Below are 19,681 nucleotides of genomic sequence, written 5' to 3'. Positions count from 1 at the left end.
CGGGTCCATCCGCGCTTTGACACACAGGCGGAATTAACGTTCTATGCCCGCTCTTCATGGAGGAGGTCTGAAATGCGCATGATTTTCGTCAACCTGCCGGTTAAGAGCATCGAAGTATCGAGAAACTTCTTCACGGTACTCGGTTTCAGCTTCAATCCGGAATATTCCGACGACCGCACGCTTTGCATGATCGTGGAAGAGAACATCTTCGTGATGCTTCTTCAGGAAGAGCGTTTTCGCGATTTCATCAACGGTGAGATTGCCGACGCCAAAAGCAGCACCGAGGTGTTAACCTGTCTTTCCGCCGGCAGCCGCGAGGAAATCGACCGGATGATCGCAACGGCGCTCGCATCTGGTGGCAACGGCTGGAAGCCGGTTCAGGACCACGGCTTCATGTATGCCGGCAGCTTCCAGGATCCCGACGGGCATGTCTGGGAACTCGTGCATATGACGCAGCAGGGCTGAGACGAGCCATCTTGCCAAGATAAGGCGAGGGGACTACACCATCATCATGATCTAACGGGGTGTCTTGTGCGCTTTTGTGCAGAAGGCTGAGAGGCTTGCCAACCCGAAGAACCTGATCCGGTTCATACCGGCGGAGGGATTAGACGGCTTTTGGACAGGCGGCTATTTCCCTTTTTGTTTGAGGAGATACCCGTGCGCCGTCGTTTTTTCCCGAATTCTGTCATCGCCGCTTTGCTGCTTCTGCCCGGTTTTGCTGAGGCGCAAGACAAGCAAGAGCTCACTGTTTATACCTATGAAAGCTTTGTTTCGGAGTGGGGTCCAGGCCCTAAAGTGAAGGAAGCTTTTGAGACGGTCTGCAACTGCACGGTCAATTTCGTCGGTGTGGCGGATGGTGTCGCGCTGCTCAACCGGTTAAAGCTCGAAGGCACGGGGTCCAAAGCCGATGTCGTGGTTGGTCTCGACACAAATCTCATCGCGGAAGCCAAACAGACCGGGCTTTTTGATGTCAGCGGCATCGACGCTTCGGCTGCCAAGGTGCCGGGCGGTTACAAGGACGATGTCTTTGTACCTTATGACTATGGTCACTTCGCCGTCATCTACGACACGCAGACCGTCAAGACACCGCCGGCAAGCCTGAAGGAGCTGGTGGAAGGGGATCCTTCGCAGAAAATCGTCATTCAGGACCCGCGCACCTCCACGCCGGGGCTTGGGCTGCTGCTGTGGGTAAAGTCCGTCTATGGCGACAAGGCCCCTGAAGCCTGGGCGAAGCTCAGAAAGCGCATTTTGACCGTCACGCCGGGCTGGTCAGAATCCTATGGCCTTTTCACCAAGGGTGAGGTGCCGATGGTGCTGTCCTACACGACCTCTCCTGCCTATCACATGGTTGCTGAAAAAACTGATCGGTACCAAGCCGCGCCGTTCTCTGAAGGTCACTACATCCAGATAGAGGTTTCCGGCCTTCTCAAAAAAGCGCCGCACAAGGAGTTGGCAAAGCAGTTCCTTGCGTTCACGCTCACGCCGGGCTTTCAGGATGCCATTCCCGAAAACAACTGGATGATGCCGGCTGCGGCCACCTCCAAGCCGCTGCCGGACGCGTTTTCAAAGCTTGTGGTGCCGCAGAAGACATTTCTGATGGATCCGGAAGAGGTGGCGAAGGACCGCAAAGTGTGGATCGACGAATGGCTTGCCGCCATGAGCATGAACTGAGCAAGAGGCACGCTTCCGCATGATGTTGCGTCGGGATTATCGACGGTCGATCATCCTCGGAACGGCGGCTTTTGCCGCCGTTTTCCTGTTCATGGCGCTCGCTGTCGCAGCCCTTTTTACCTTCGATGCGGGAGGGTCGGCCGCCGGGGTGATAAATCCCTATACGCTGCGTATCCTGCGTTTCACACTATATCAGGCAACGCTCTCTACGGTTTTTTCTATGGTATTGGGGCTGCCGGTAGCGTTGGCGCTTGGCCGACGCCGGGCCTTTCCTGGGCGGATCTGGGTGATCAGGCTGATGGCGGTGCCGATGGGGCTGCCTGTCATCGTCGGCGCCTTCGGTATTATCACCATCTGGGGGAGGCAGGGGGTGTTGAACACAGTCCTGACGTCCGCCGGCGTGGACGAGCCGTTCAGCATTTACGGTCTTTCCGGCATCCTCATCGCCCATGTGTTCTTTAATCTTCCGCTTTCGATCCGGCTGATGCTGGCGACGCTGGAGCGGATTCCGGGCGAATATTGGCGCATGGCGGCAAGTCTCGGCATGGGGCCGGTTTCGACTTTCCGTTTTATCGAATGGCCAGCGGTCGCTCGGGTCATGCCCGGCATCGCCGGCCTCGTTTTCATGTTGTGCGCGACCAGCTTCACGCTCGTGCTGCTGTTAGGCGGCGGACCGGCCGCCACCACACTTGAGGTGGCGATCTATCAGGCCCTGCGGTTCGATTTCGATCCGCAGCGGGCGATCGCGCTGTCTGTTTTGCAGATTGCGCTCACCGCCATTCTGCTTGGCCTTCTTGCGCTACTTCCTTCCGCTGAGGCCGAGATTCCGTCGCTTGGCCGGCCCCTTCGCCGGTTCGACGGCAGGGGCATTGGTGTCCATCTATGGGATGGTGGGGCTATCACTCTCGCCGTTCTCTTCATTAGCCTGCCTCTTATCGCCATCGCCGTCTCGGGACTGAGTTCCGACCTGCCGCGCCTTCTGTCCGCGCCAATTTTCCGGCGGGCGGCGATGACAAGCCTTGCAATCGCCATGCTTTCGGCGACGTTCGTTATCGTCTGCTGCGTGGCGATCATCGGCGCGCGTCAGGCGATAGGCTCGAGGCGGCGGGTGTGGTGGCCCCTTCGCGCCCTGTCGGCCATGCTTGGTGCCGGGTCTTCGCTCGTGCTGCTGGTACCACCGGTCGTGTTGGGCAGCGGGTGGTTTTTGCTGTTGCGCGGTATTGGCGATGCCACCTTTCAGGCGCCCATTCTCGTGGCGCTCATCAACATGCTGATGGCTTTGCCGCTTGCCATGCGGGTGCTGGAGCCAGCCTTTGCCAGTCATTTCCTGCGCACTGGTCGGCTTTCTGCCAGTCTTGGCCTTGAGGGCGTGAGGCGATTAAGGATTGCCGATCTGCCGGTCCTGTGGCGACCGCTCGCCATGGCGTTCTCCTTCGCCATGGCTCTGTCGCTGGGTGATCTCGGCGCGGTCGCGCTGTTCGGTTCGGAGGATTTTGTAACATTGCCCTGGCTGGTCTATAGCAGCATGGGCAGCTACCGGACAAACGACGCGGCCGGCTATGCCTTCCTTCTCGGGGTCGTCTGCCTGCTGCTGGCCGCGGGCGGCGTTTCACGACAATCCCAATCCGCAAGGGCAAACATATGACGGAGAAAGATTTCGCCGTGAAGCTGGAGGAGGTCAGGCTGCGACTCGGAACGCAGGATTTTCGGCTGGACTGCACCTTCCCGCAAGGGCAGATCGTTGCGGTCGTCGGCGCATCGGGTTCAGGCAAATCGACGCTTCTCAATCTCGTCGCCGGGTTCGAGGAACCCGATTCCGGTCGCGTGATGATCGATGGGCGTGATGTAACAGGCCTTGATCCTTCCGAACGGCCGGTCTCATCGATCTTTCAGGACAACAATCTCTTCGCCCATCTCGATATCTTCACCAATGTCGCTTTGGGTGTGAGCCCTGGATTTCGACTGCGAGCGGAAGACCGGCAACGGATCGAGGTGGCGCTGGCAAGGGTCGGTCTTGCCGGGTTCGACAAACGCCTGCCGGGCACGCTTTCCGGCGGAGAGAAGCAGAGAGCGGCGCTGGCGCGCGCACTGGTGAGGAAAAAGCCGGTCATGCTGCTTGATGAGCCTTTTGCGGCCCTCGATCCGGGTCTGCGGGCCGGCATGACGTCGCTCCTGCTCGACTTGCATCATGAAACAAAAAACACAGTGATTATTGTCACGCACCATCCCGAAGACATCAAAAAGCTGGCGCAGAAGGTGGTTTTTCTTGATCAAGGCCGCGTTGTCTATACGGGGTCGACCCAAGATTTCTTTGTCACACAAAATGTGAAGGCGGTTGACAGTTTCCTGAACGGGTGACCGCCTTATTTTCGACGCGTGCCGCTGGCAATCGCTTCGGGTGACTTCAATGACGCGAATTTGCACTTGCCAGTTTCTAGTTGTTGCCCGAGAAAAGATGGGAATTATTGGGTTCTTCAGGAATATTCCGCACTGGATGGATCGTTTTTACCGTTTTGGCATTCATCGCCCTTTGGGGCGAATCTGTTATTCTGGTCTGCAATTAACGGATGATCAGGAACGTTAGGGGCAGGCAGAGAGAATGAGAAATAGCATGACTGCACAGGGGGGGCTCATTTCCCGGTCAGGACGTCGCCGTTCCGGGAGAATGGTTGCTGCCTGGTCCGCGTTGGCGGCGTCCGCGGTGTTGCTATCATCCTGCCAGTCCCTGTTCAGTCCTGCCTACCAATCCACCTTGCGTCCTTCGGACAATCCGCAGACCGTGGAACAGGTTCAGAAGAACGATCCCCGTGCCCAGATGGGCGCGCGCGAACATCCGCGCATCGTGGCGAGCTACGGTGGCGAATATCGCGATGCGAAGACGGAGCGGCTTGTCGCCCGCATTGCGGGGGCGCTGACGGCCGTCTCGGAAAATCCGCAGCAGTCTTACCGCATTACCATCTTGAACTCGCCAGCCATCAACGCTTTTGCGCTGCCGGGTGGGTATCTCTACGTGACGCGCGGGCTTCTTGCGCTTGCCAACGATGCATCTGAAGTGGCAGCCGTGCTTTCGCATGAAATGGGCCACGTCACCGCCAATCATGGCATCGAACGCCAACGCCGCGAAGAGGCGGAGGTCATTGCCAGCCGCGTCGTCGCCGAGGTGCTTTCGAGCGATCTCGCCGGCAAGCAGGCTCTGGCGCGCGGTAAGCTGCGGCTCGCGGCGTTTTCCCGTCAGCAGGAATTGCAGGCGGACGTCATCGGCGTGCGCATGCTTGGCGAGGCGGGTTACGACCCCTTTGCTTCGCCTCGGTTCCTGGATTCCATGGCGGCCTATGCGCGGTTTTCCTCGGCCGACCCTGAAAACGATCAGAGCCTCGATTTCCTTTCCAGCCACCCCAACACGCCGCAGCGCATCGAGCTTGCACGCCGCCATGCGCGCGCCTTCGGCCAGGAAGGCCAGGTCGGGGATCGTGGCCGCGACTGGTTCCTCGATGGCATAGACGGCCTGCTCTACGGCGACAGTCCGCAGGAAGGTTATGTCCGCGGCCAGACATTCCTGCACGGCACGCTCGGCATTCGTTTCGATGTGCCGGAAGGTTTCGTCATCGACAACAAAGTCGAGGCCGTGCTGGCGACGGGTCCGGGTGACGTGGCAATCCGCTTTGACGGCGTGGCGGACCCGAAGCAGACGAGCCTTGGCAACTACCTGACCAGCGGCTGGGTTGCCGGCCTGCTGCCCGAGACCGTCAGGGAAACGCAGATCAATGGCCTCGAGGCGGCAACGGCCCGCGCAAGTGCCGATAAATGGGATTTTGACGTAACCGTCATTCGCGTCGGCGACCAGATATTCCGGTTCCTGACGGCGGTGCCGAAGGGTAATACGCAGCTCGACTCCATCGCCAACACCTTGCGCACCAGTTTTCGCAAGATGACTCCTCAGGAGATCGCGTCGCTCAAGCCGCTGAGGGTGCGGGTGGTGACGGTGAAGCCCGGCGAAACCGTGGCCACGATGGCAGCCCGGATGATGGGCACAGAGCGCAAGCTCGACATGTTCCGGATGATCAATGCGATGAGCGCAACCGCCACGCTCCAGCCCGGACAGCGTGTCAAGATCATCTCCGAATAAACGAAACCCCGGATCGCTCCGGGGTTTTTGCCATCAGCGAACTGGGATGATTATTGCCATTCGCGCACATCGACGAAATGACCGGCGATCGCCGCCGCAGCGGCCATGGCCGGCGAAACGAGGTGGGTGCGGCTCTTGTAGCCCTGACGGCCCTCGAAATTGCGGTTCGAGGTCGAGGCGCAGCGTTCGCCGGGCTTCAGGCGGTCATCGTTCATGGCCAGGCACATGGAGCATCCCGGCTCACGCCATTCAAAACCGGCATCGAGGAAGATCTTGTCGAGACCTTCCTGTTCCGCCTGTTCCTTCACGAGACCGGAGCCGGGCACGATCATGGCCGAGACGGTTGGTGCTACCTTACGACCATCGACGATCTTGGCGGCTGCCCGCAGGTCTTCGATGCGTCCATTGGTGCAGGAACCGATGAAGACGCGGTCTATCGCGATGTCGGTGATCCGCGTTCCGGGCTTCAGGCCCATATAGTCGAGCGCGCGCCACTTGGAAGAGCGCTTGTTTTCATCATCGATATCATCTGGATTGGGGACGATGCCCTGAACCGAGGTCACATCTTCCGGCGATGAGCCCCAGGAGACGATGGGCGGCAGATTGGCGGCATCGAGAATGACGACCTTGTCGTAATGGGCGCCTTCGTCGGACTTCAGGGTTTTCCAATAGGCGATGGCCTGTTCCAGCGTTTCGCCCTTCGGCGCCCGCGGCTTGTCCTTGATGTATTCGAAGGTGGTCTCATCAGGCGCGATCAGACCGGCGCGCGCGCCGCCTTCGATGGTCATATTGCAGACCGTCATACGGCCTTCCATGGAGAGCGAACGGATCGCCTCGCCGGCAAATTCGATCACGTGGCCGGTGCCACCAGCGGTGCCGATCTCGCCGATGATGGCAAGGATGATGTCCTTGGCGGTGACGCCGTCAGGAATCTTGCCATCGACACGCACCAGCATGTTCTTGGCCTTTTTCTGGATCAGGGTCTGGGTCGCCAGAACGTGCTCCACTTCCGAGGTGCCGATGCCATGCGCCAGTGCACCGAAAGCACCGTGGGTCGAGGTGTGGCTGTCGCCGCACACGATGGTCATGCCCGGCAGGGTGAAGCCCTGTTCCGGGCCGACGATGTGAACGATGCCCTGGCGCTTGTCCCGCTCCGAATAATATTCGACGCCGAAATCCCTGGCGTTCTGCGCCAGCGCTTCCACCTGGATGCGGCTTTCCTCGTTCTTGATGCCTTCCAGACGGTCAGCGGTGGTCGGCACGTTATGGTCGACGACGGCCAGCGTGCGCGTCGGCGAATGCACCGGACGACCGGCCATCCGCAGGCCTTCGAAGGCCTGCGGGCTCGTTACCTCATGAACGAGGTGACGGTCGATATAGAGAAGACAGGTTCCGTCAGGGTCACGGTTGACGACGTGGTCGTCCCAGATTTTGTCATACAAAGTGCGGGGTGCGCTCATGGCTCTATGCCTTGTCATGTAAAAGATGATGGGGGTTCAGGAAGGCGTTGGACAGCAGGGTGCTGTCAGGCGAGCCTAAGTCGGCTGGTGAGCGCCCCGGAGACGCGCGCGAAGAAGCGTGCCGGCAGACGCTTGTGGTCCTGCAGCACATAAACATTCTGCGCGAGACATCCGAATTTAGATCCCATGGAAACTTTCATAGCAGATGGATGGTTTTACAGCAACATGAATGCGCATCTGGCGCGTGACCGGGCAGGGTCATGTTCCGAAGTGTAATTCATCAGGGCCAGACAGGCTGGGCTACCGCTCTCTGAGTCTCTTATGGTGCAACGCAACTTGCCTATTTTGCGGCGCACATATAGATGGGTTCCCTTATCATTTGCATTCGACGAGAAATCGAAGGGAGGAAAGCATATGGTATCCGAAAAGGCCCTTATCTCGAAGATCACCTGGCGGCTGATGCCGTTTCTTGGCCTTCTCTATCTCATCGCCTACATCGATCGCCAGAATGTCAGCTTTGCCAAGCTGCAGATGGTCGATGCGCTGAGCCTCAGCGAATATGCCTATGGCCTAGGCGCTTCGCTGTTCTTCATCGGTTACTTCATCTTCGAAGTGCCGAGCAACCTCTTCCTCAACCGTTTCGGCGCCAGCAAATGGTTCGCCCGTATTCTGGTTTCCTGGGGCGCCGTCACCATCGCGCTTGCCTATACGCAGAACGCCACGATGTTCTACATCCTGCGCTTCCTGCTCGGCCTCTGCGAAGCCGGCTTCTTTCCGGGCGTGCTGTTTCTGATGACGCTGTGGTTCCCGCGCGATTATCGCGGCCGCATGATCGGCCTGTTCATGATCTTCAGCGCGCTTGCCAATGCCATCGGTGCGCCGCTCGGCGGCATGCTGCTCGATCTGGATGGATTCCTCGGTTACGCGGGCTGGGAGTGGGTGTTCCTGGCGACGGGTATTCCGGCTGTGATCGCCGGTATCGTTACCTTCTTCTATCTGGATGATACGCCCGAAAAGGCGAAATTCCTGTCGCAGGACGAGAAGGACTGGTTGAAAAACCGGCTGGCCGAAGAGAACAAGGGTATGGAAGAGCATGCGGAAGATGGCTTCAAGGCGCTGATCAATCCGCGCGTTCTGTTCATGTCGCTCTGCTATGTCGGCTTTCCGCTGGCGGCCTACGGCCTCAGCTATTGGCTTCCAACCATCGTCAAGAGCTTCGGCGTATCCAACACCGCTAACGGCTTCATCAACATCATCCCCTGGGTGATCGTGGCCGTCGCGCTGTTCGTCGTGCCCCTGGCAGCCGACAAGGCAAGGAACAAGACGCCCTATATCGTCGGCCCTGCTTTCATCGGTGCGTTCTGCCTGTTGATGTCGGCCTTGCTCAGCGATCCGGTCCTGCAGTTCGCGTTCCTCTGCATCGCAGCCGCTGGCATTTTTGCCGGCCAGCCGGTGTTCTGGAGCCTGCCCGGCCGCTTCCTGAAGGGCGCGGGTGCAGCGGCTGGCATTGCCGCCATCAACTCCGTCGGCAACCTCGGGGGCTTTGTGGCGCAGAACGTGGTGCCCTGGATCAAGGACCAGACAGGCAGCACCATCGCGCCGATGTTCTTCCTTGCCTTCTGCCTGGCGCTCGCAGGCGTGCTGGTGATTATCGCCACACGCAAAATGAGCAATCAGGTCAAGGCTGCCTGATATCCAATACGGTGACAGCCGGGGGGCCGGCTGTCACTTTTCCTCACCCGCGTCGCGAACGCATCGCCTTTTCCACCCGACGCAGGATGAGTGATAGACCGATCGTCAAAACCAGATAGACATAAGCGACAATCGAGTAAGTCTCGAAAAAGCGGAAAGACCCCGCGGCATACACTTTTCCCATTTGGGTGATGTCGGTCACGCCGAGGACGGAGACAAGGGAGCTGTCCTTGACCATTGATACGAAGTCGTTGGAAAGCGGCGGAAAGATCGTCCGGATTGCCTGCGGCAGGATGATCAGCCGGAAGAGCCGATAGCGGCTGAGCCCCAAAGCCTTGGCGGCCTCGATCTGGCCTTCGGGAACGGCCTGTATGCCGGCGCGAAAAATCTCCGCTATGAAGGCCGCGTAACCGATCGTCAGGGCAATTATCGCCCGCCAGATCAACGAGACGTCCCGCACGAGCAGCGGCTCCGCCCACTCTTTCGACACCAGCGGCGTAATCAGCCAGTTATACAGCGACACCAAGCCCGGCGTTCCCACGAAGGCGATGTAGAACAGCAAAACGATGATCGGGATGCCACGCACGACTTCGATGTAACATCGCGCCGCTTGTCGCAGAACGATGTGATCAGACATTCCCATCAACGCGATACCGAGCCCCAGCACGACGGCGAGACCAAACGCAGTCAGCGTCACGGTGATTGTGATGCCGATACCCTTGGCCACCGTCGTAAAAACCTGCGTGTAAACGCCATTGACCGCGATCAATACGGCAAGCGCGATGCCGGCAAAAGCGATGGCAACGAGCCACCACGGAAAGTCCTCAGTTTCTCTTTCGGGCGAAGCCCTGTCCGTTGTGGCCTGATGAAGCGTCATTCGCCGAGCTTATAGTCGAGAAACCATTTCTTATCGAGCTTGGCGAAGGTGCCGTCGGCCTTCAGTGCCGCTATCGCCGCATTGATCGGGGTTACGAGATCAGAACCCTTTTTGAAGATGAACCCGAAGTCGTCGCCGCCGAGCGGACCACCGATGAGTTTGAGGCCACCATCCGAGGCATCGACATATCCTTTGCCCGCAACGCCGTCGGTCAGCACCAGATCCACGTCACCGGTCTTCAAGGCCTGTACGCTTGCGCCAAATGTTTCCATCAGCCTGATACGCGGATTTTGTTCGTTGCCGTCCAGAACATCATAGACAGCGGTGTAAAAGGGCGTTGTGCCGGCCTGCGCCCCCACAAGGCCCTTATCGAAGGCCGCGAAGCTTTTGGCATCCGTAAATCGATTTTCGTCGGCCCTCACCAACATGAACATTTCCGAGCGCATATAGGGTGCGGAGAAATCGACCTTTTCCTTGCGATCGTCCTTGATGCTGATCCCCGTCATGCCGATGTCGTATTGTCCTGCCGATACCGACTGTATCATCGCATCCCACGAAATGTTCTGATACTCGACCTTGAAGTTCAGACGTTTGGCGATCTCTTCCATTGCGTCATATTCCCAGCCGATCGCTTTTCCGCTTTTGGGGTCGACGAACTGCAGCGGAGGGTAGGCATTCTCCGTGACGACGACGACGGTCCGCTGCTTTAGATCAGGCAGCTCGGCAGCCAGCAGGGGGGTCATCACCATGGCAGCAAGCGCGGTAAGGAATAGGCGTTTAAGAAACATCTGGGGTCTCCGGAAATGACTTATCTGAAAATGCATGCTCGGCTGACGCTCTGCAAGCTATGGAGACGCAACAAAAAAGGCGGCCCGAAGACCGCCTTTTTCAAAATCCCAACAAATGGGGAATCTTATTCGGCTGCAGTTTCAGCAGCCTTTGCGGCTTCTTCCGCTGCCTTGGCTTCTGCTGCTTCGGCAGCTGCCTTTTCGGCGGCGAGAGCCTGTGCTGCTGCAACCTTTTCAGCTTCCAGACGTGCCTTCTCATCGGCAGCGGCCTGACGCTCGGATTCGTTCAGCTTGCGCGCGCGCGTACCGGTGTTTTCAACAATACGGGCAGCCTTGCCGCGACGGTCGCGCAGGTAGTAGAGCTTGGCGCGGCGGACCTTACCGCGGCGAACGATTTCAACGCCTTCGACCAGCGGGGAGTAGATCGGGAATACGCGCTCAACGCCTTCGCCGTAGGAAATCTTGCGAACGGTGAAGCTCTCGGAAAGGCCGCCGCCGGAACGGGCAATGCAAACGCCTTCGTAAGCCTGAACGCGGGTACGGTTACCTTCGGTAACGCGCACGTTGACGCGCAGCGTGTCGCCCGGGGAAAACTCAGGCAGGGTGCGCTTTGCTTCGATCTTGGCAGCCTGTTCGGCTTCCAGCTGCTGAATGATATTGGTCATGTTAACCTCTGATTTCTTCTGAAACAGCCAGAGCGCTCAACGGTTCGTCTGTTGGTCTATGCCTTCAGACCTAGCCTTGCGGCAGGAGCGGGTTCGCCATTCTTTGCTTGCGGTTAAAGGGTGTAACCCCAATTCCAAGCGCGCACATATACTAGCGGGCGCCATTTGTCATCCCTTTCATGACAATATTTTATAAATTGACGACCTGCTTATGGCAGTTGCGAACCACGCTGCTGGCGGCTATGGCATGAGGACCTTGGGAGGGGCCATGTCCATATTCATCGTTGTCACGCTGTTTGCGACCGGCTTTCTGTCGGGTGTGGTTAATGCGATTGCCGGCGGCGGTACGTTTCTGACCTTCGGCGCAATGACGCTGGCGGGCCTGCCGCCCATTGTCGCCAATGCCACCTCGGCCATCGTGCAATTTCCGGGTTATATCACATCTGTCATCGCCTATGGGCCGGAGATCCGTGCGCACTGGCGCGAGGCGATCCTGCTGTCGGGCGTTTCCGTCGTTGGCGGGCTGGCCGGTTCGTTACTTTTGCTGTCGCTCGACAATCCGTCCTTTCGCCAGCTTGTGCCGTGGCTGCTTCTCGCCGCTACGGCGGTCTTTGCCGCCGGGCCATGGTTGAGGCCGAAGGCGAGCGCTGAACGCTCGCCCCGCAATTTACCGAGCCTGATCTTCCAGGGGCTGGCATCCATCTATGGCGGCTTTTTCGGCGCCGGAATGGGCATCATGATGCTCGCCATCCTCGGTGTAACCTCTGGCGGCAGCTATCATCATTTGAACGCGCTCAAGAACCTGCTATCGGTGGTTATTGCCATTATCGCGATTACGATCTTCGTCAGCGGCGGGGTCGTATCCTGGTGGGCGGCGCTGATCATGTTTCCCGCCGCCGGGCTCGGCGGATATGCGGGCGTGCACGCAGCGCGGCGCGTGCCGCAATGGATCATTCGCTGGCTGGTCATTGCCGTCGGGCTGGTGCTGACAGCCTATTATTTCGTCTCGACCTGAGGCTTTTCAAGAAGGTCGGGCCGCCTTTCCTTCGTCAGCTTCAGCGCCTGTTCATGACGCCATTTGTCGATGACGGCGTGATTGCCGGAGGTGAGAACGGCAGGGATATCGCGGCCTTCCCAGACCTGCGGACGGGTATAGTGCGGATGCTCAAGCAGCCCGCCCTCGAAGCTTTCGTGCACGCCCGAGAGATCATTGCCCATGACGCCGGGCAGGATACGCACGACAGCGTCCAGCAACGTCAGGGCGGCGGGTTCGCCACCGGAGAGGATGTAGTCGCCAACAGACACTTCCTCCAGTCCACGCGCGTCGATGACGCGCTGGTCGACACCTTCGAAACGGCCACAGACGATGATCGCGCCGTCTCCCGTCGCCAGTTCGCGGACACGGGTCTGCGACAGAGGTTTGCCGCGTGGGCTCATCAGCAGCCGTGGCCGGGTGTCGCCATTCGAAACATGATCGATGGCCGCGGCCAGAATGTCTGGCTTCAGCACCATGCCAGCGCCGCCGCCGGCTGGCGTATCATCGACGCTTCTGTGCCTGTCGGTCGCAAATTCGCGGATCTGCACGGCCTCCAGCGACCACTGCCCCCGCTCCAGAGCCTTGCCGGCGAGAGAATATCCGAGGTGGCCCGGAAACATTTCCGGGTAAAGCGTCAGGACAGTAGCCTTGAAGGTCATGATTTATTTCTTGCCGAAAGGCGGCATGCCGTTTTCGTCCTTGTCGTCGGGATTGTCGATCAGGCCGGCGGCCATCGGGTCGATAAGGATACGTCCGGCCTCGAGGTCGATCTCCAGCACGGCCGCTTCAGAAAATGGAATGAGGGCGGGGCGACGGCCAGCACCTTTTAGCTCCAGCAGATCGCCGGCACCGAAATCATAGACGGCACTGACGGCACCGTAACTTTTCCCCTCGGCGTCAACGGCCTCCAGCCCTTCAAGATCGGTATAATAGAACTCGTCGTCGTCAAGTTCGTCGTCCGGCAGATTGTCGCGTTCGATGAAGAGTTCGAGCCCGTTCAGGCTTTCCGCCGCGTTGCGGTCGTTGACGCCCCTGAAGCGCACCACAACGACGTTCTTGCCCTCGCGAATTTCCAGAATTTCAAAAACGCGACCATCGGCGCTGACCAGATTGCCGTAATCGCCGAGCGCCAGCGGGTCATCGGTGTAGGTGCTGACACGGACTTCACCGCGCAAACCCTGCGCGCCACCGATTTTTGCCATGAGTATCGGGTTTTCCAGCTTTGCCATCAGGCCGTCCGTCTTCTGGTGTTGGTTGCGTCAGCTTTAAGGTCTGTTGACGCCAAAATAAACAAAAAACGGGCGGCATGGAAAACCACGCCACCCGTTCTTCAAAAGTTTCCGTGCAGATTATTCTGCAGCAGAGGCTTCGGCAGCAGCAGCGGCTGCATCTTCAGCCTTCTGCTTCTTTTCAGCAACGCGCTCGAGAGCGCGCTTGCCCGGCTTTGCCTTTTCCGGGTTGCTGCGAGCGGCGCGCTCGGCAAGGCCTGCTTCGGCGAGGAAGCGCAGAACGCGGTCGGTCGGCTGTGCGCCCTTGGCGATCCATTCCTTGATGAGGTCAGCCTTCAGCTCAACGCGCTGCGGGTGGTCCTTGGCAAGCATCGGGTTCCAGGAACCGACCTTCTCGAGGAAACGGCCGTCGCGGGGCGAACGGGCGTCAGCAACGACGATCTGGTAGTACGGGCGCTTCTTGGAACCACCGCGTGCGAGACGAATTTTCAGTGCCATGTGATATACTCCTTAAGATGGCTTGTCCGCCGGTCAGGCGGTCTTGTCGAGGCCGCCATGTTCGGCAGCGATTGCTTCATGATGCCGGATGACTTCCTTGATGATGAAGTTCAGGAACTTCTCGGCGAAATCCGGATCCAGATTGGCGTCCTTTGCCAGATGGCGAAGGCGTTCGATCTGGTATTCCTCGCGCGCCGGATCAGCCGGCGGCAAACTGTATTTTGCCTTCAGCACGCCCACCGCCTTGGTGCAGCGAAACCGTTCGGCAAGAATGTGAACCAGTGCGGCATCGATATTGTCGATCGACTGGCGGTATTCGGAAAGCTGGGCCTTAACCTCTACGTCGTTCACCGGTGTGCCTCACTTCTTTTTCGGAAAACCGGGAAGCCCCGGCATGCCACCAAGACCCGGCAGCTTTGCGCCACCGAGACCTGGCAATCCGCCCGGCAGGCCGCCAAGGCCGGGCATTCCACCCGGCTTGCCCAGACCGGCGGCTTCCGCCTGTTTCTGGAGCGCTTCAAGCTGCTTCGGATCGATGTTCGAAAGGTCAGGCATGCCGCCGCCCATCATGCCACCGAGACCCATCTTGCCGGCAAGGCCGCCCATCATCTGCTTCATGATGCCGCCTTTGCCCTTGCCGCCCATGGCCTTCATCATGTCAGCCATGCCGCGATGCATCTTCAAGAGCTTGTTGATTTCAGCGGCATCCGTGCCGGAACCGGCGGCGATGCGCTTCTTGCGGCTGTGTTTCAGAATGTCCGGATTGGCGCGTTCGGCCTTTGTCATGGACGAGATGATAGCGATCTGGCGGTCGAACATCTTGTCGTTCATGCCGGCCGAAGCCATCTTATCCTTCATGCCGGCCATGCCGGGCATCAGCCCCATGATGCCGCCCATGCCGCCCATCTTCTTCATCTGGCCAAGCTGGTCGGCGAGATCGTTGAGGTCGAACTTGCCCTTGGCCATCTTCTCAGCCATGGCGCGGGCTTTTTCCGCATCGATGTTTTCGGCGGCTTTTTCGACCAGCGAGACGATGTCGCCCATGCCGAGAATGCGGTCGGCGATACGGCGCGGATGGAACTCGTCGAGTTCGTTCATGCGCTCGCCGATACCGATGAGCTTGATCGGCTTGCCGGTGACGGCGCGCATGGAGAGGGCCGCACCGCCGCGACCGTCGCCATCCATGCGGGTGAGAACGAGGCCGGTGATGCCGACACGCTCATCGAAATTGCGGGCCAGATTGACGGCGTCCTGACCGGTCAGCGAATCCGCGACCAGCAAGATTTCATGCGGGTTAGACTTTTTCTTGATGTCGGCCATTTCCAGCATCAAGGGTTCGTCGATGTGTGTGCGGCCGGCGGTATCGAGAATGACGACGTCGTGGCCGCCGAGTTTCGCAGCCTGTACGGCGCGCGCGGCAATATCCGTCGGCGACTGGCCGGCAATGATCGGCAACGTGTCGACGCCGGTCTGAACGCCGAGCTGGCGAAGCTGTTCCTGTGCTGCCGGACGACGTGTGTCGAGAGATGCCATCAGCACCTTCTTCTTGTCGCGGTCGGTCAGGCGCTTGGCGATCTTGCCGGTTGTCGTGGTTTTACCCGAGCCCTGCAGACCCACCATCATGATGACGACGGGGGCGGCTGCATGAAGGTCGATCGAGACGCCTTCGGTGCCGAGCATTTCGACAAGCTCGTCATGGACGATCTTGACGACCATCTGGCCGGGCTTGATGGATTTCAGGACGGCCGCGCCAACGGCCTTTTCACGCACCCTGTCGGTGAAGGAACGAACGACTTCCAGTGCTACGTCCGCTTCCAGAAGCGCACGGCGAACCTCGCGCAGGGCGGCGGCAACATCGGCTTCCGTCAGCGCGCCACGGCCGGTCAGTCCATTCAAAATGGAACCAAGGCGGTCCTGGAGGTTTTCAAACATCGGTTCTTCCTTCTTCGTTCCGGGATTTCCGAAACGTCGGTGCTTTCGCTGGCAAAAACAAGACGCAAAGCCAAAAAGCACCCGAGGGCGCATCGCGCTGTCGGGTGTTGACCTCCGGGATCTCTTTATACCTTTTCGGGTCCCGGTCGGCGGCTTGGAGTCGTGAAACTGCCAGCTGATGAGCGGGATAAACAGGAAAGTGCGGGAAAAGTCAAGGCGATGCCAGATTTCAGCTGCGAAAGCGCCGATTTCATCTTTGCGTGATCGTCAGCAGACCGCAATGCGCCCTCCTTGAAGGGCGCTTCTGCGCCACCTATACATCTTTCATGAACCGTCGAAAATTTTTCCGTTTTTCCGCTGTCGGTCTGCTCGCTCTGGCGGGCGGCGGCCTCTATGCTCGCCGTTCGAGCGCCGGCGCCTATTACAGCGGCCCTATCTCCGATCATTTCGACGGGATACGTTTTTTCAATCCCGGCGGCACGCCACCCAGCAACTTCATGGGTCTGCTGAAATGGCGCTTCAATGGTGAACGCGCCAAGTGGCCGGAAAGTTATCCAAGCCCTTTTCCCTTTGCGAAACCGGACAGTCGCGTCGAGGACAAGGATATTCGTGTCACCTTCATCGGCCACGCGTCCTTTCTTATCCAGACAGCGGGCCTGAATATTCTCATCGATCCCGTGTGGTCTGAGCGCACCAGCCCGTTCAGATTCGCCGGGCCCAAACGCGTTAATCCGCCCGGTATCCGTTTCGAGGATCTGCCGCCCATCGATCTGGTGCTGGTAACGCATAATCACTACGACCATCTGGACATGGAAACGCTGAAGCGCCTGCACGTGGCGCACAAGCCGCTTTTCATCACGCCGCTCGGCAATGATGCCATCATCCGTACCGGTGTCGAGGCGGCCCGTATAGAGGTGGGGGACTGGGGTGATGTGATGAATGCCGGTGCGGTGAAAATTCACTTTGAGCCGTGCCACCACTGGTCGGCGCGCGGCCTGAATGACCGGCGCATGGCGCTCTGGGCGGCCTTCGTTATCGAAACGCCGGGTGGCAAGATTTACCATATCGGCGATACCGGCTTTCACGAGGGCCTCAATTACCATGCCGCGCGCAAGAAACATGGCGAGTTCCGCCTCGCCAACCTACCCTTCGGCGCTTACGAGCCGCGCTGGTTCATGAAGGGCCAGCACCAGAACCCGGCGGAAGCCGTGGAAGGCATGAAGCTCTGCGGCGCGGCCCATGTCTGCGGCCACCATTGGGGTACGGTACAGCTCACCGATGAGGCGGTGGATGCGCCGCTTGTGGCCCTCAAGGCAGCCCTGACCGAACACGGGGTGGAGGAGAGCCGTTTCCGGCCGATGCACCCCGGCGAGGTTTTCGACGTGCCTTCCGCCTGACAGCCGCCCCGTTTGCGACGCAACAGTCTGGTAATTTGCTGCTCTTTCCGCCATATAGGGCGAAAGCACGGGAAAATCCCGTATGAAAAGCGGTGTCAGGTTTAAAGCGATGGCGGATACGGTCGAATTTGCGAAGATGAACGGGCTTGGCAACAAGATCCTCGTTGTCGATATGCGCGGCCGCAAGGATATGGTCACGCCAGCAGCTGCAATTGCTCTCAATGCCGATCCTGCCACTCAGTTCGACCAGATCATGGCCATCCACGATCCGCGTATCGCGGGAACGGATGCCTATATCGACATCCTCAATTGCGATGGCACCAAGGCGCAGGCCTGCGGCAACGGCACGCGTTGCGTGGTGCAGGCGCTGTCTGCAGAAACCGGAAAGGCCAGCTTCACCTTCCAGACGGTGGCAGGCATCCTGAACGCCGTCGAGCATGACGACGGCATGATATCGGTCGATATGGGCCTGCCACGTTTCCGCTGGAGCGACATTCCGCTTTCGGAAGAGTTCCACGACACCAGCCGTATCGAATTGCAGATCGGGCCGATCGACGCGCCGATTCTGCATTCGCCGGCCGTCATGTCCCTGGGCAATCCCCACGCCATCTTTTGGGTTGATCGTGACCCCATGACGTTTGATCTCGAACGCTTCGGGCCGCTTCTTGAAAACCATCCGATGTTTCCGGAAAAGGCCAATATCACGCTGGCGCAGGTGATTTCAGACAGCGCGCTTCGCACCCGCACCTGGGAGCGCGGGGCCGGGCTGACGCTTGCCTGCGGTTCGGCCGCCTGTGCTTCGGCTGTTTCCGCTGCCCGCACCGGCAGCACCGGCCGCAAGGTCAGCATCGATGTCGCCTCAAGCCCCATCCGCGTGCCGCTGACCATCGACTGGCGCGAGGATAACCACGTCATCATGACCGGCCCGGCTGAATGGGAATGGTCAGGTTCGGTCGACCCTGTCACCGGTTCCTGGGCGCAAGATGCGGTCGAGCGGGGGGCTATATGAGCGGCGTCGAGGTCATAACCTTCGGCTGTCGTCTCAACACCTATGAATCGGAAGTGATGCGGGCGGAAGCCGAAAAGGCCGGGCTCAACAATGCCGTGCTGGTCAATACCTGCGCGGTGACCGGGGAGGCGGTGCGACAGGCCCGCCAGGCGATCCGCCGCGCCCGGCGCGACAATCCGCATGCGCGCATCATTGTCACCGGCTGCGCCGCGCAGACCGAAAAGCAGACCTTTGCTGACATGCCCGAGGTCGATGCCGTGCTGGGCAATGAGGAGAAGCTGAAAAACGCCTCCTATCGCGCGCTGCCGGACTTTGGCGTTTCAGCTGAAGAAAAGCTGCGCGTCAACGATATCATGAGCATCAAGGCAACCGCGCCACAGATGGTGAAGCACATAGACGGGCATGTGCGCGCCTTCATTCAGGTGCAGAACGGCTGTGATCATCGCTGCACCTTCTGCATCATTCCCTATGGCCGTGGCAATTCGCGCTCCGTGCCGATGGGTGCGGTGGTCGATCAGGCCCGTAGACTGACGGAAAGCGGCTATTGCGAAATCGTGCTGACCGGCGTGGATGCGACCAGTTACGGCGCCGATCTGCCGGGTGAGCCATCCCTCGGGTATCTCGCCAAGACATTGCTGAAGCAGGTGCCAGACATTCTGCGCCTGCGCCTTTCCTCAATCGACAGTATCGAGGCCGACAACCATCTGATGGATCTGATTGCCGATGAGCCGCGTTTCATGCCGCATCTGCACCTGTCCCTCCAGCATGGCGACGACATGATTTTGAAACGCATGAAACGCCGCCATTCACGTGCCGATGCTATCCGTTTCTGCCGGGATGTGCGGTCGCTGCGGCCGGAGATCGCTTTCGGCGCGGATATGATCGCCGGTTTCCCGACCGAGACGGAAGAGATGTTCGAGAACGCCGCGACGCTTGCGGAAGAATGCGGCATTTCCAGCCTGCATGTCTTTCCTTACAGCCCGCGTGCCGGCACGCCTGCCGCACGCATGCCGCAACTGGACCGCGCGCTTGTGAAGGAGCGGGCAGCGAGGCTGCGTGATCGCGGCGAGGCGCTGCGACGGGCGCATCTGCAAGGAATGGTCGATTCGGTGCAGACCGTCCTCGTCGAAAACAACGGTTTTGCCCATACCGACAATTTCACGCTGGTGGCGGCACCTGATCTTGCCCCGCGCACTCTTGCGCGGGTTGCGATTACCGGCCACAACGGCAAACATCTGAATATGAGGCTTCTGGCGGCGGATGCGGCCTGAGGCGACCAAAGAGAAAAGACACGGGAACAA

General features: G+C 59.4%; 19 protein-coding genes and 1 riboswitch. Of the genes, 10 read left to right on the top strand and 9 right to left on the bottom strand.

Annotation, left to right across the window (positions count from 1 at the left end; all coding sequences use genetic code 11):
* Nucleotides 1–72 precede the first annotated feature (72 nt).
* From FS804_RS17960 to FS804_RS17935, 5 genes are all read left to right on the top strand, one after another.
* A complete protein-coding gene (locus FS804_RS17960) occupies nucleotides 73–465 on the top strand; it encodes a VOC family protein (protein WP_144578261.1) in 393 nt (130 codons plus the stop codon).
* A 45-nt stretch (nucleotides 466–510) separates the two neighbouring features.
* Nucleotides 511–621: riboswitch (TPP riboswitch) on the top strand.
* A 36-nt stretch (nucleotides 622–657) separates the two neighbouring features.
* A complete protein-coding gene (gene thiB, locus FS804_RS17955) occupies nucleotides 658–1,671 on the top strand; it encodes a thiamine ABC transporter substrate binding subunit (protein WP_144578259.1) in 1,014 nt (337 codons plus the stop codon).
* A gap of 19 nt (nucleotides 1,672–1,690) precedes the next feature.
* A complete protein-coding gene (gene thiP / locus FS804_RS17950; RefSeq protein ID WP_144578257.1) occupies nucleotides 1,691–3,316 on the top strand; it encodes a thiamine/thiamine pyrophosphate ABC transporter permease ThiP in 1,626 nt (541 codons plus the stop codon).
* On the top strand, nucleotides 3,313–4,029 hold the full coding sequence (thiQ, locus tag FS804_RS17945; RefSeq protein WP_144578255.1) for a thiamine ABC transporter ATP-binding protein: 717 nt from the start codon (nucleotides 3,313–3,315) through the stop codon (nucleotides 4,027–4,029). The genes thiP and thiQ overlap by 4 nt, the downstream gene beginning before the upstream one ends.
* A gap of 307 nt (nucleotides 4,030–4,336) precedes the next feature.
* Nucleotides 4,337–5,797, top strand: a complete 1,461-nt coding sequence (locus tag FS804_RS17935; RefSeq protein WP_246665908.1) for a M48 family metalloprotease — start codon at nucleotides 4,337–4,339, stop codon at nucleotides 5,795–5,797.
* A 50-nt stretch (nucleotides 5,798–5,847) separates the two neighbouring features.
* Here the strand turns inward: FS804_RS17935 and leuC are convergent, their stop codons facing one another.
* On the bottom strand, nucleotides 5,848–7,257 hold the full coding sequence (gene leuC / locus FS804_RS17930) for a 3-isopropylmalate dehydratase large subunit (RefSeq protein WP_063951455.1): 1,410 nt from the start codon (nucleotides 7,255–7,257) through the stop codon (nucleotides 5,848–5,850).
* A 414-nt stretch (nucleotides 7,258–7,671) separates the two neighbouring features.
* On the opposite strand from leuC, the gene FS804_RS17920 reads away from it, so the two are divergent.
* The gene (locus FS804_RS17920) at nucleotides 7,672–8,949 is read left to right on the top strand and encodes an MFS transporter (RefSeq protein WP_144578249.1); all 1,278 of its coding nucleotides are present in this window, start codon (nucleotides 7,672–7,674) and stop codon (nucleotides 8,947–8,949) included.
* 43 nt (nucleotides 8,950–8,992) lie between these two features.
* Here the strand turns inward: FS804_RS17920 and FS804_RS17915 are convergent, their stop codons facing one another.
* From FS804_RS17915 to rplS, 3 genes are all read right to left on the bottom strand, one after another.
* Nucleotides 8,993–9,826 carry an amino acid ABC transporter permease gene (locus tag FS804_RS17915; protein WP_144578247.1) on the bottom strand — a complete coding sequence of 278 codons (834 nt, stop codon included), beginning with the start codon at nucleotides 9,824–9,826 and terminating at the stop codon, nucleotides 8,993–8,995.
* Nucleotides 9,823–10,614 carry a transporter substrate-binding domain-containing protein gene (locus FS804_RS17910; RefSeq protein ID WP_144578245.1) on the bottom strand — a complete coding sequence of 264 codons (792 nt, stop codon included), beginning with the start codon at nucleotides 10,612–10,614 and terminating at the stop codon, nucleotides 9,823–9,825. Before FS804_RS17910 ends, FS804_RS17915 begins: the two co-directional genes overlap by 4 nt.
* A gap of 125 nt (nucleotides 10,615–10,739) precedes the next feature.
* Nucleotides 10,740–11,279, bottom strand: coding sequence for a 50S ribosomal protein L19 (gene rplS, locus FS804_RS17905; protein ID WP_063951451.1), 540 nt, complete (start codon nucleotides 11,277–11,279; stop codon nucleotides 10,740–10,742).
* Nucleotides 11,280–11,547: 268 nt separating this feature from the next.
* Here rplS and FS804_RS17900 point away from each other — a divergent pair, with 268 nt between their 5' ends.
* Nucleotides 11,548–12,294 (top strand): sulfite exporter TauE/SafE family protein, encoded by a 747-nt coding sequence (locus tag FS804_RS17900; RefSeq protein ID WP_144578244.1) that lies wholly within the window; start codon nucleotides 11,548–11,550, stop codon nucleotides 12,292–12,294.
* Here the strand turns inward: FS804_RS17900 and trmD are convergent.
* From trmD to ffh, 5 genes are all read right to left on the bottom strand, one after another.
* Nucleotides 12,276–12,974, bottom strand: coding sequence for a tRNA (guanosine(37)-N1)-methyltransferase TrmD (gene trmD, locus FS804_RS17895; protein WP_144578242.1), 699 nt, complete (start codon nucleotides 12,972–12,974; stop codon nucleotides 12,276–12,278). The genes FS804_RS17900 and trmD overlap by 19 nt on opposite strands.
* A 3-nt stretch (nucleotides 12,975–12,977) precedes the next feature.
* Nucleotides 12,978–13,544, bottom strand: coding sequence for a ribosome maturation factor RimM (gene rimM, locus FS804_RS17890; RefSeq protein ID WP_063951448.1), 567 nt, complete (start codon nucleotides 13,542–13,544; stop codon nucleotides 12,978–12,980).
* Nucleotides 13,545–13,664: 120 nt separating this feature from the next.
* The gene (rpsP, locus tag FS804_RS17885) at nucleotides 13,665–14,042 is read right to left on the bottom strand and encodes a 30S ribosomal protein S16 (RefSeq protein WP_063951447.1); all 378 of its coding nucleotides are present in this window, start codon (nucleotides 14,040–14,042) and stop codon (nucleotides 13,665–13,667) included.
* A 33-nt stretch (nucleotides 14,043–14,075) separates the two neighbouring features.
* Nucleotides 14,076–14,393 carry a chorismate mutase gene (locus FS804_RS17880; RefSeq protein ID WP_063951446.1) on the bottom strand — a complete coding sequence of 106 codons (318 nt, stop codon included), beginning with the start codon at nucleotides 14,391–14,393 and terminating at the stop codon, nucleotides 14,076–14,078.
* Between the two features lie 9 nt (nucleotides 14,394–14,402).
* A complete protein-coding gene (gene ffh, locus FS804_RS17875; protein WP_144578240.1) occupies nucleotides 14,403–15,974 on the bottom strand; it encodes a signal recognition particle protein in 1,572 nt (523 codons plus the stop codon).
* Nucleotides 15,975–16,300: 326 nt separating this feature from the next.
* Between ffh and FS804_RS17865 the strand changes: the two genes are divergently transcribed.
* From FS804_RS17865 to mtaB, 3 genes are all read left to right on the top strand, one after another.
* A complete protein-coding gene (locus FS804_RS17865; RefSeq protein WP_144578238.1) occupies nucleotides 16,301–17,371 on the top strand; it encodes an MBL fold metallo-hydrolase in 1,071 nt (356 codons plus the stop codon).
* Between the two features lie 109 nt (nucleotides 17,372–17,480).
* A complete protein-coding gene (gene dapF / locus FS804_RS17860) occupies nucleotides 17,481–18,380 on the top strand; it encodes a diaminopimelate epimerase (protein WP_144578454.1) in 900 nt (299 codons plus the stop codon).
* The gene (mtaB, locus tag FS804_RS17855; RefSeq protein WP_144578236.1) at nucleotides 18,377–19,651 is read left to right on the top strand and encodes a tRNA (N(6)-L-threonylcarbamoyladenosine(37)-C(2))-methylthiotransferase MtaB; all 1,275 of its coding nucleotides are present in this window, start codon (nucleotides 18,377–18,379) and stop codon (nucleotides 19,649–19,651) included. The genes dapF and mtaB overlap by 4 nt, the downstream gene beginning before the upstream one ends.
* Nucleotides 19,652–19,681: the final 30 nt, after the last annotated feature.

Origin of the sequence: Agrobacterium sp. DE0009, assembly GCF_007680755.1 — a bacterium.
In the GTDB taxonomy this organism is placed as follows: domain Bacteria; phylum Pseudomonadota; class Alphaproteobacteria; order Rhizobiales; family Rhizobiaceae; genus Agrobacterium; species Agrobacterium tumefaciens_B.
This window is presented reverse-complemented; position numbering and strand designations above follow the sequence as displayed.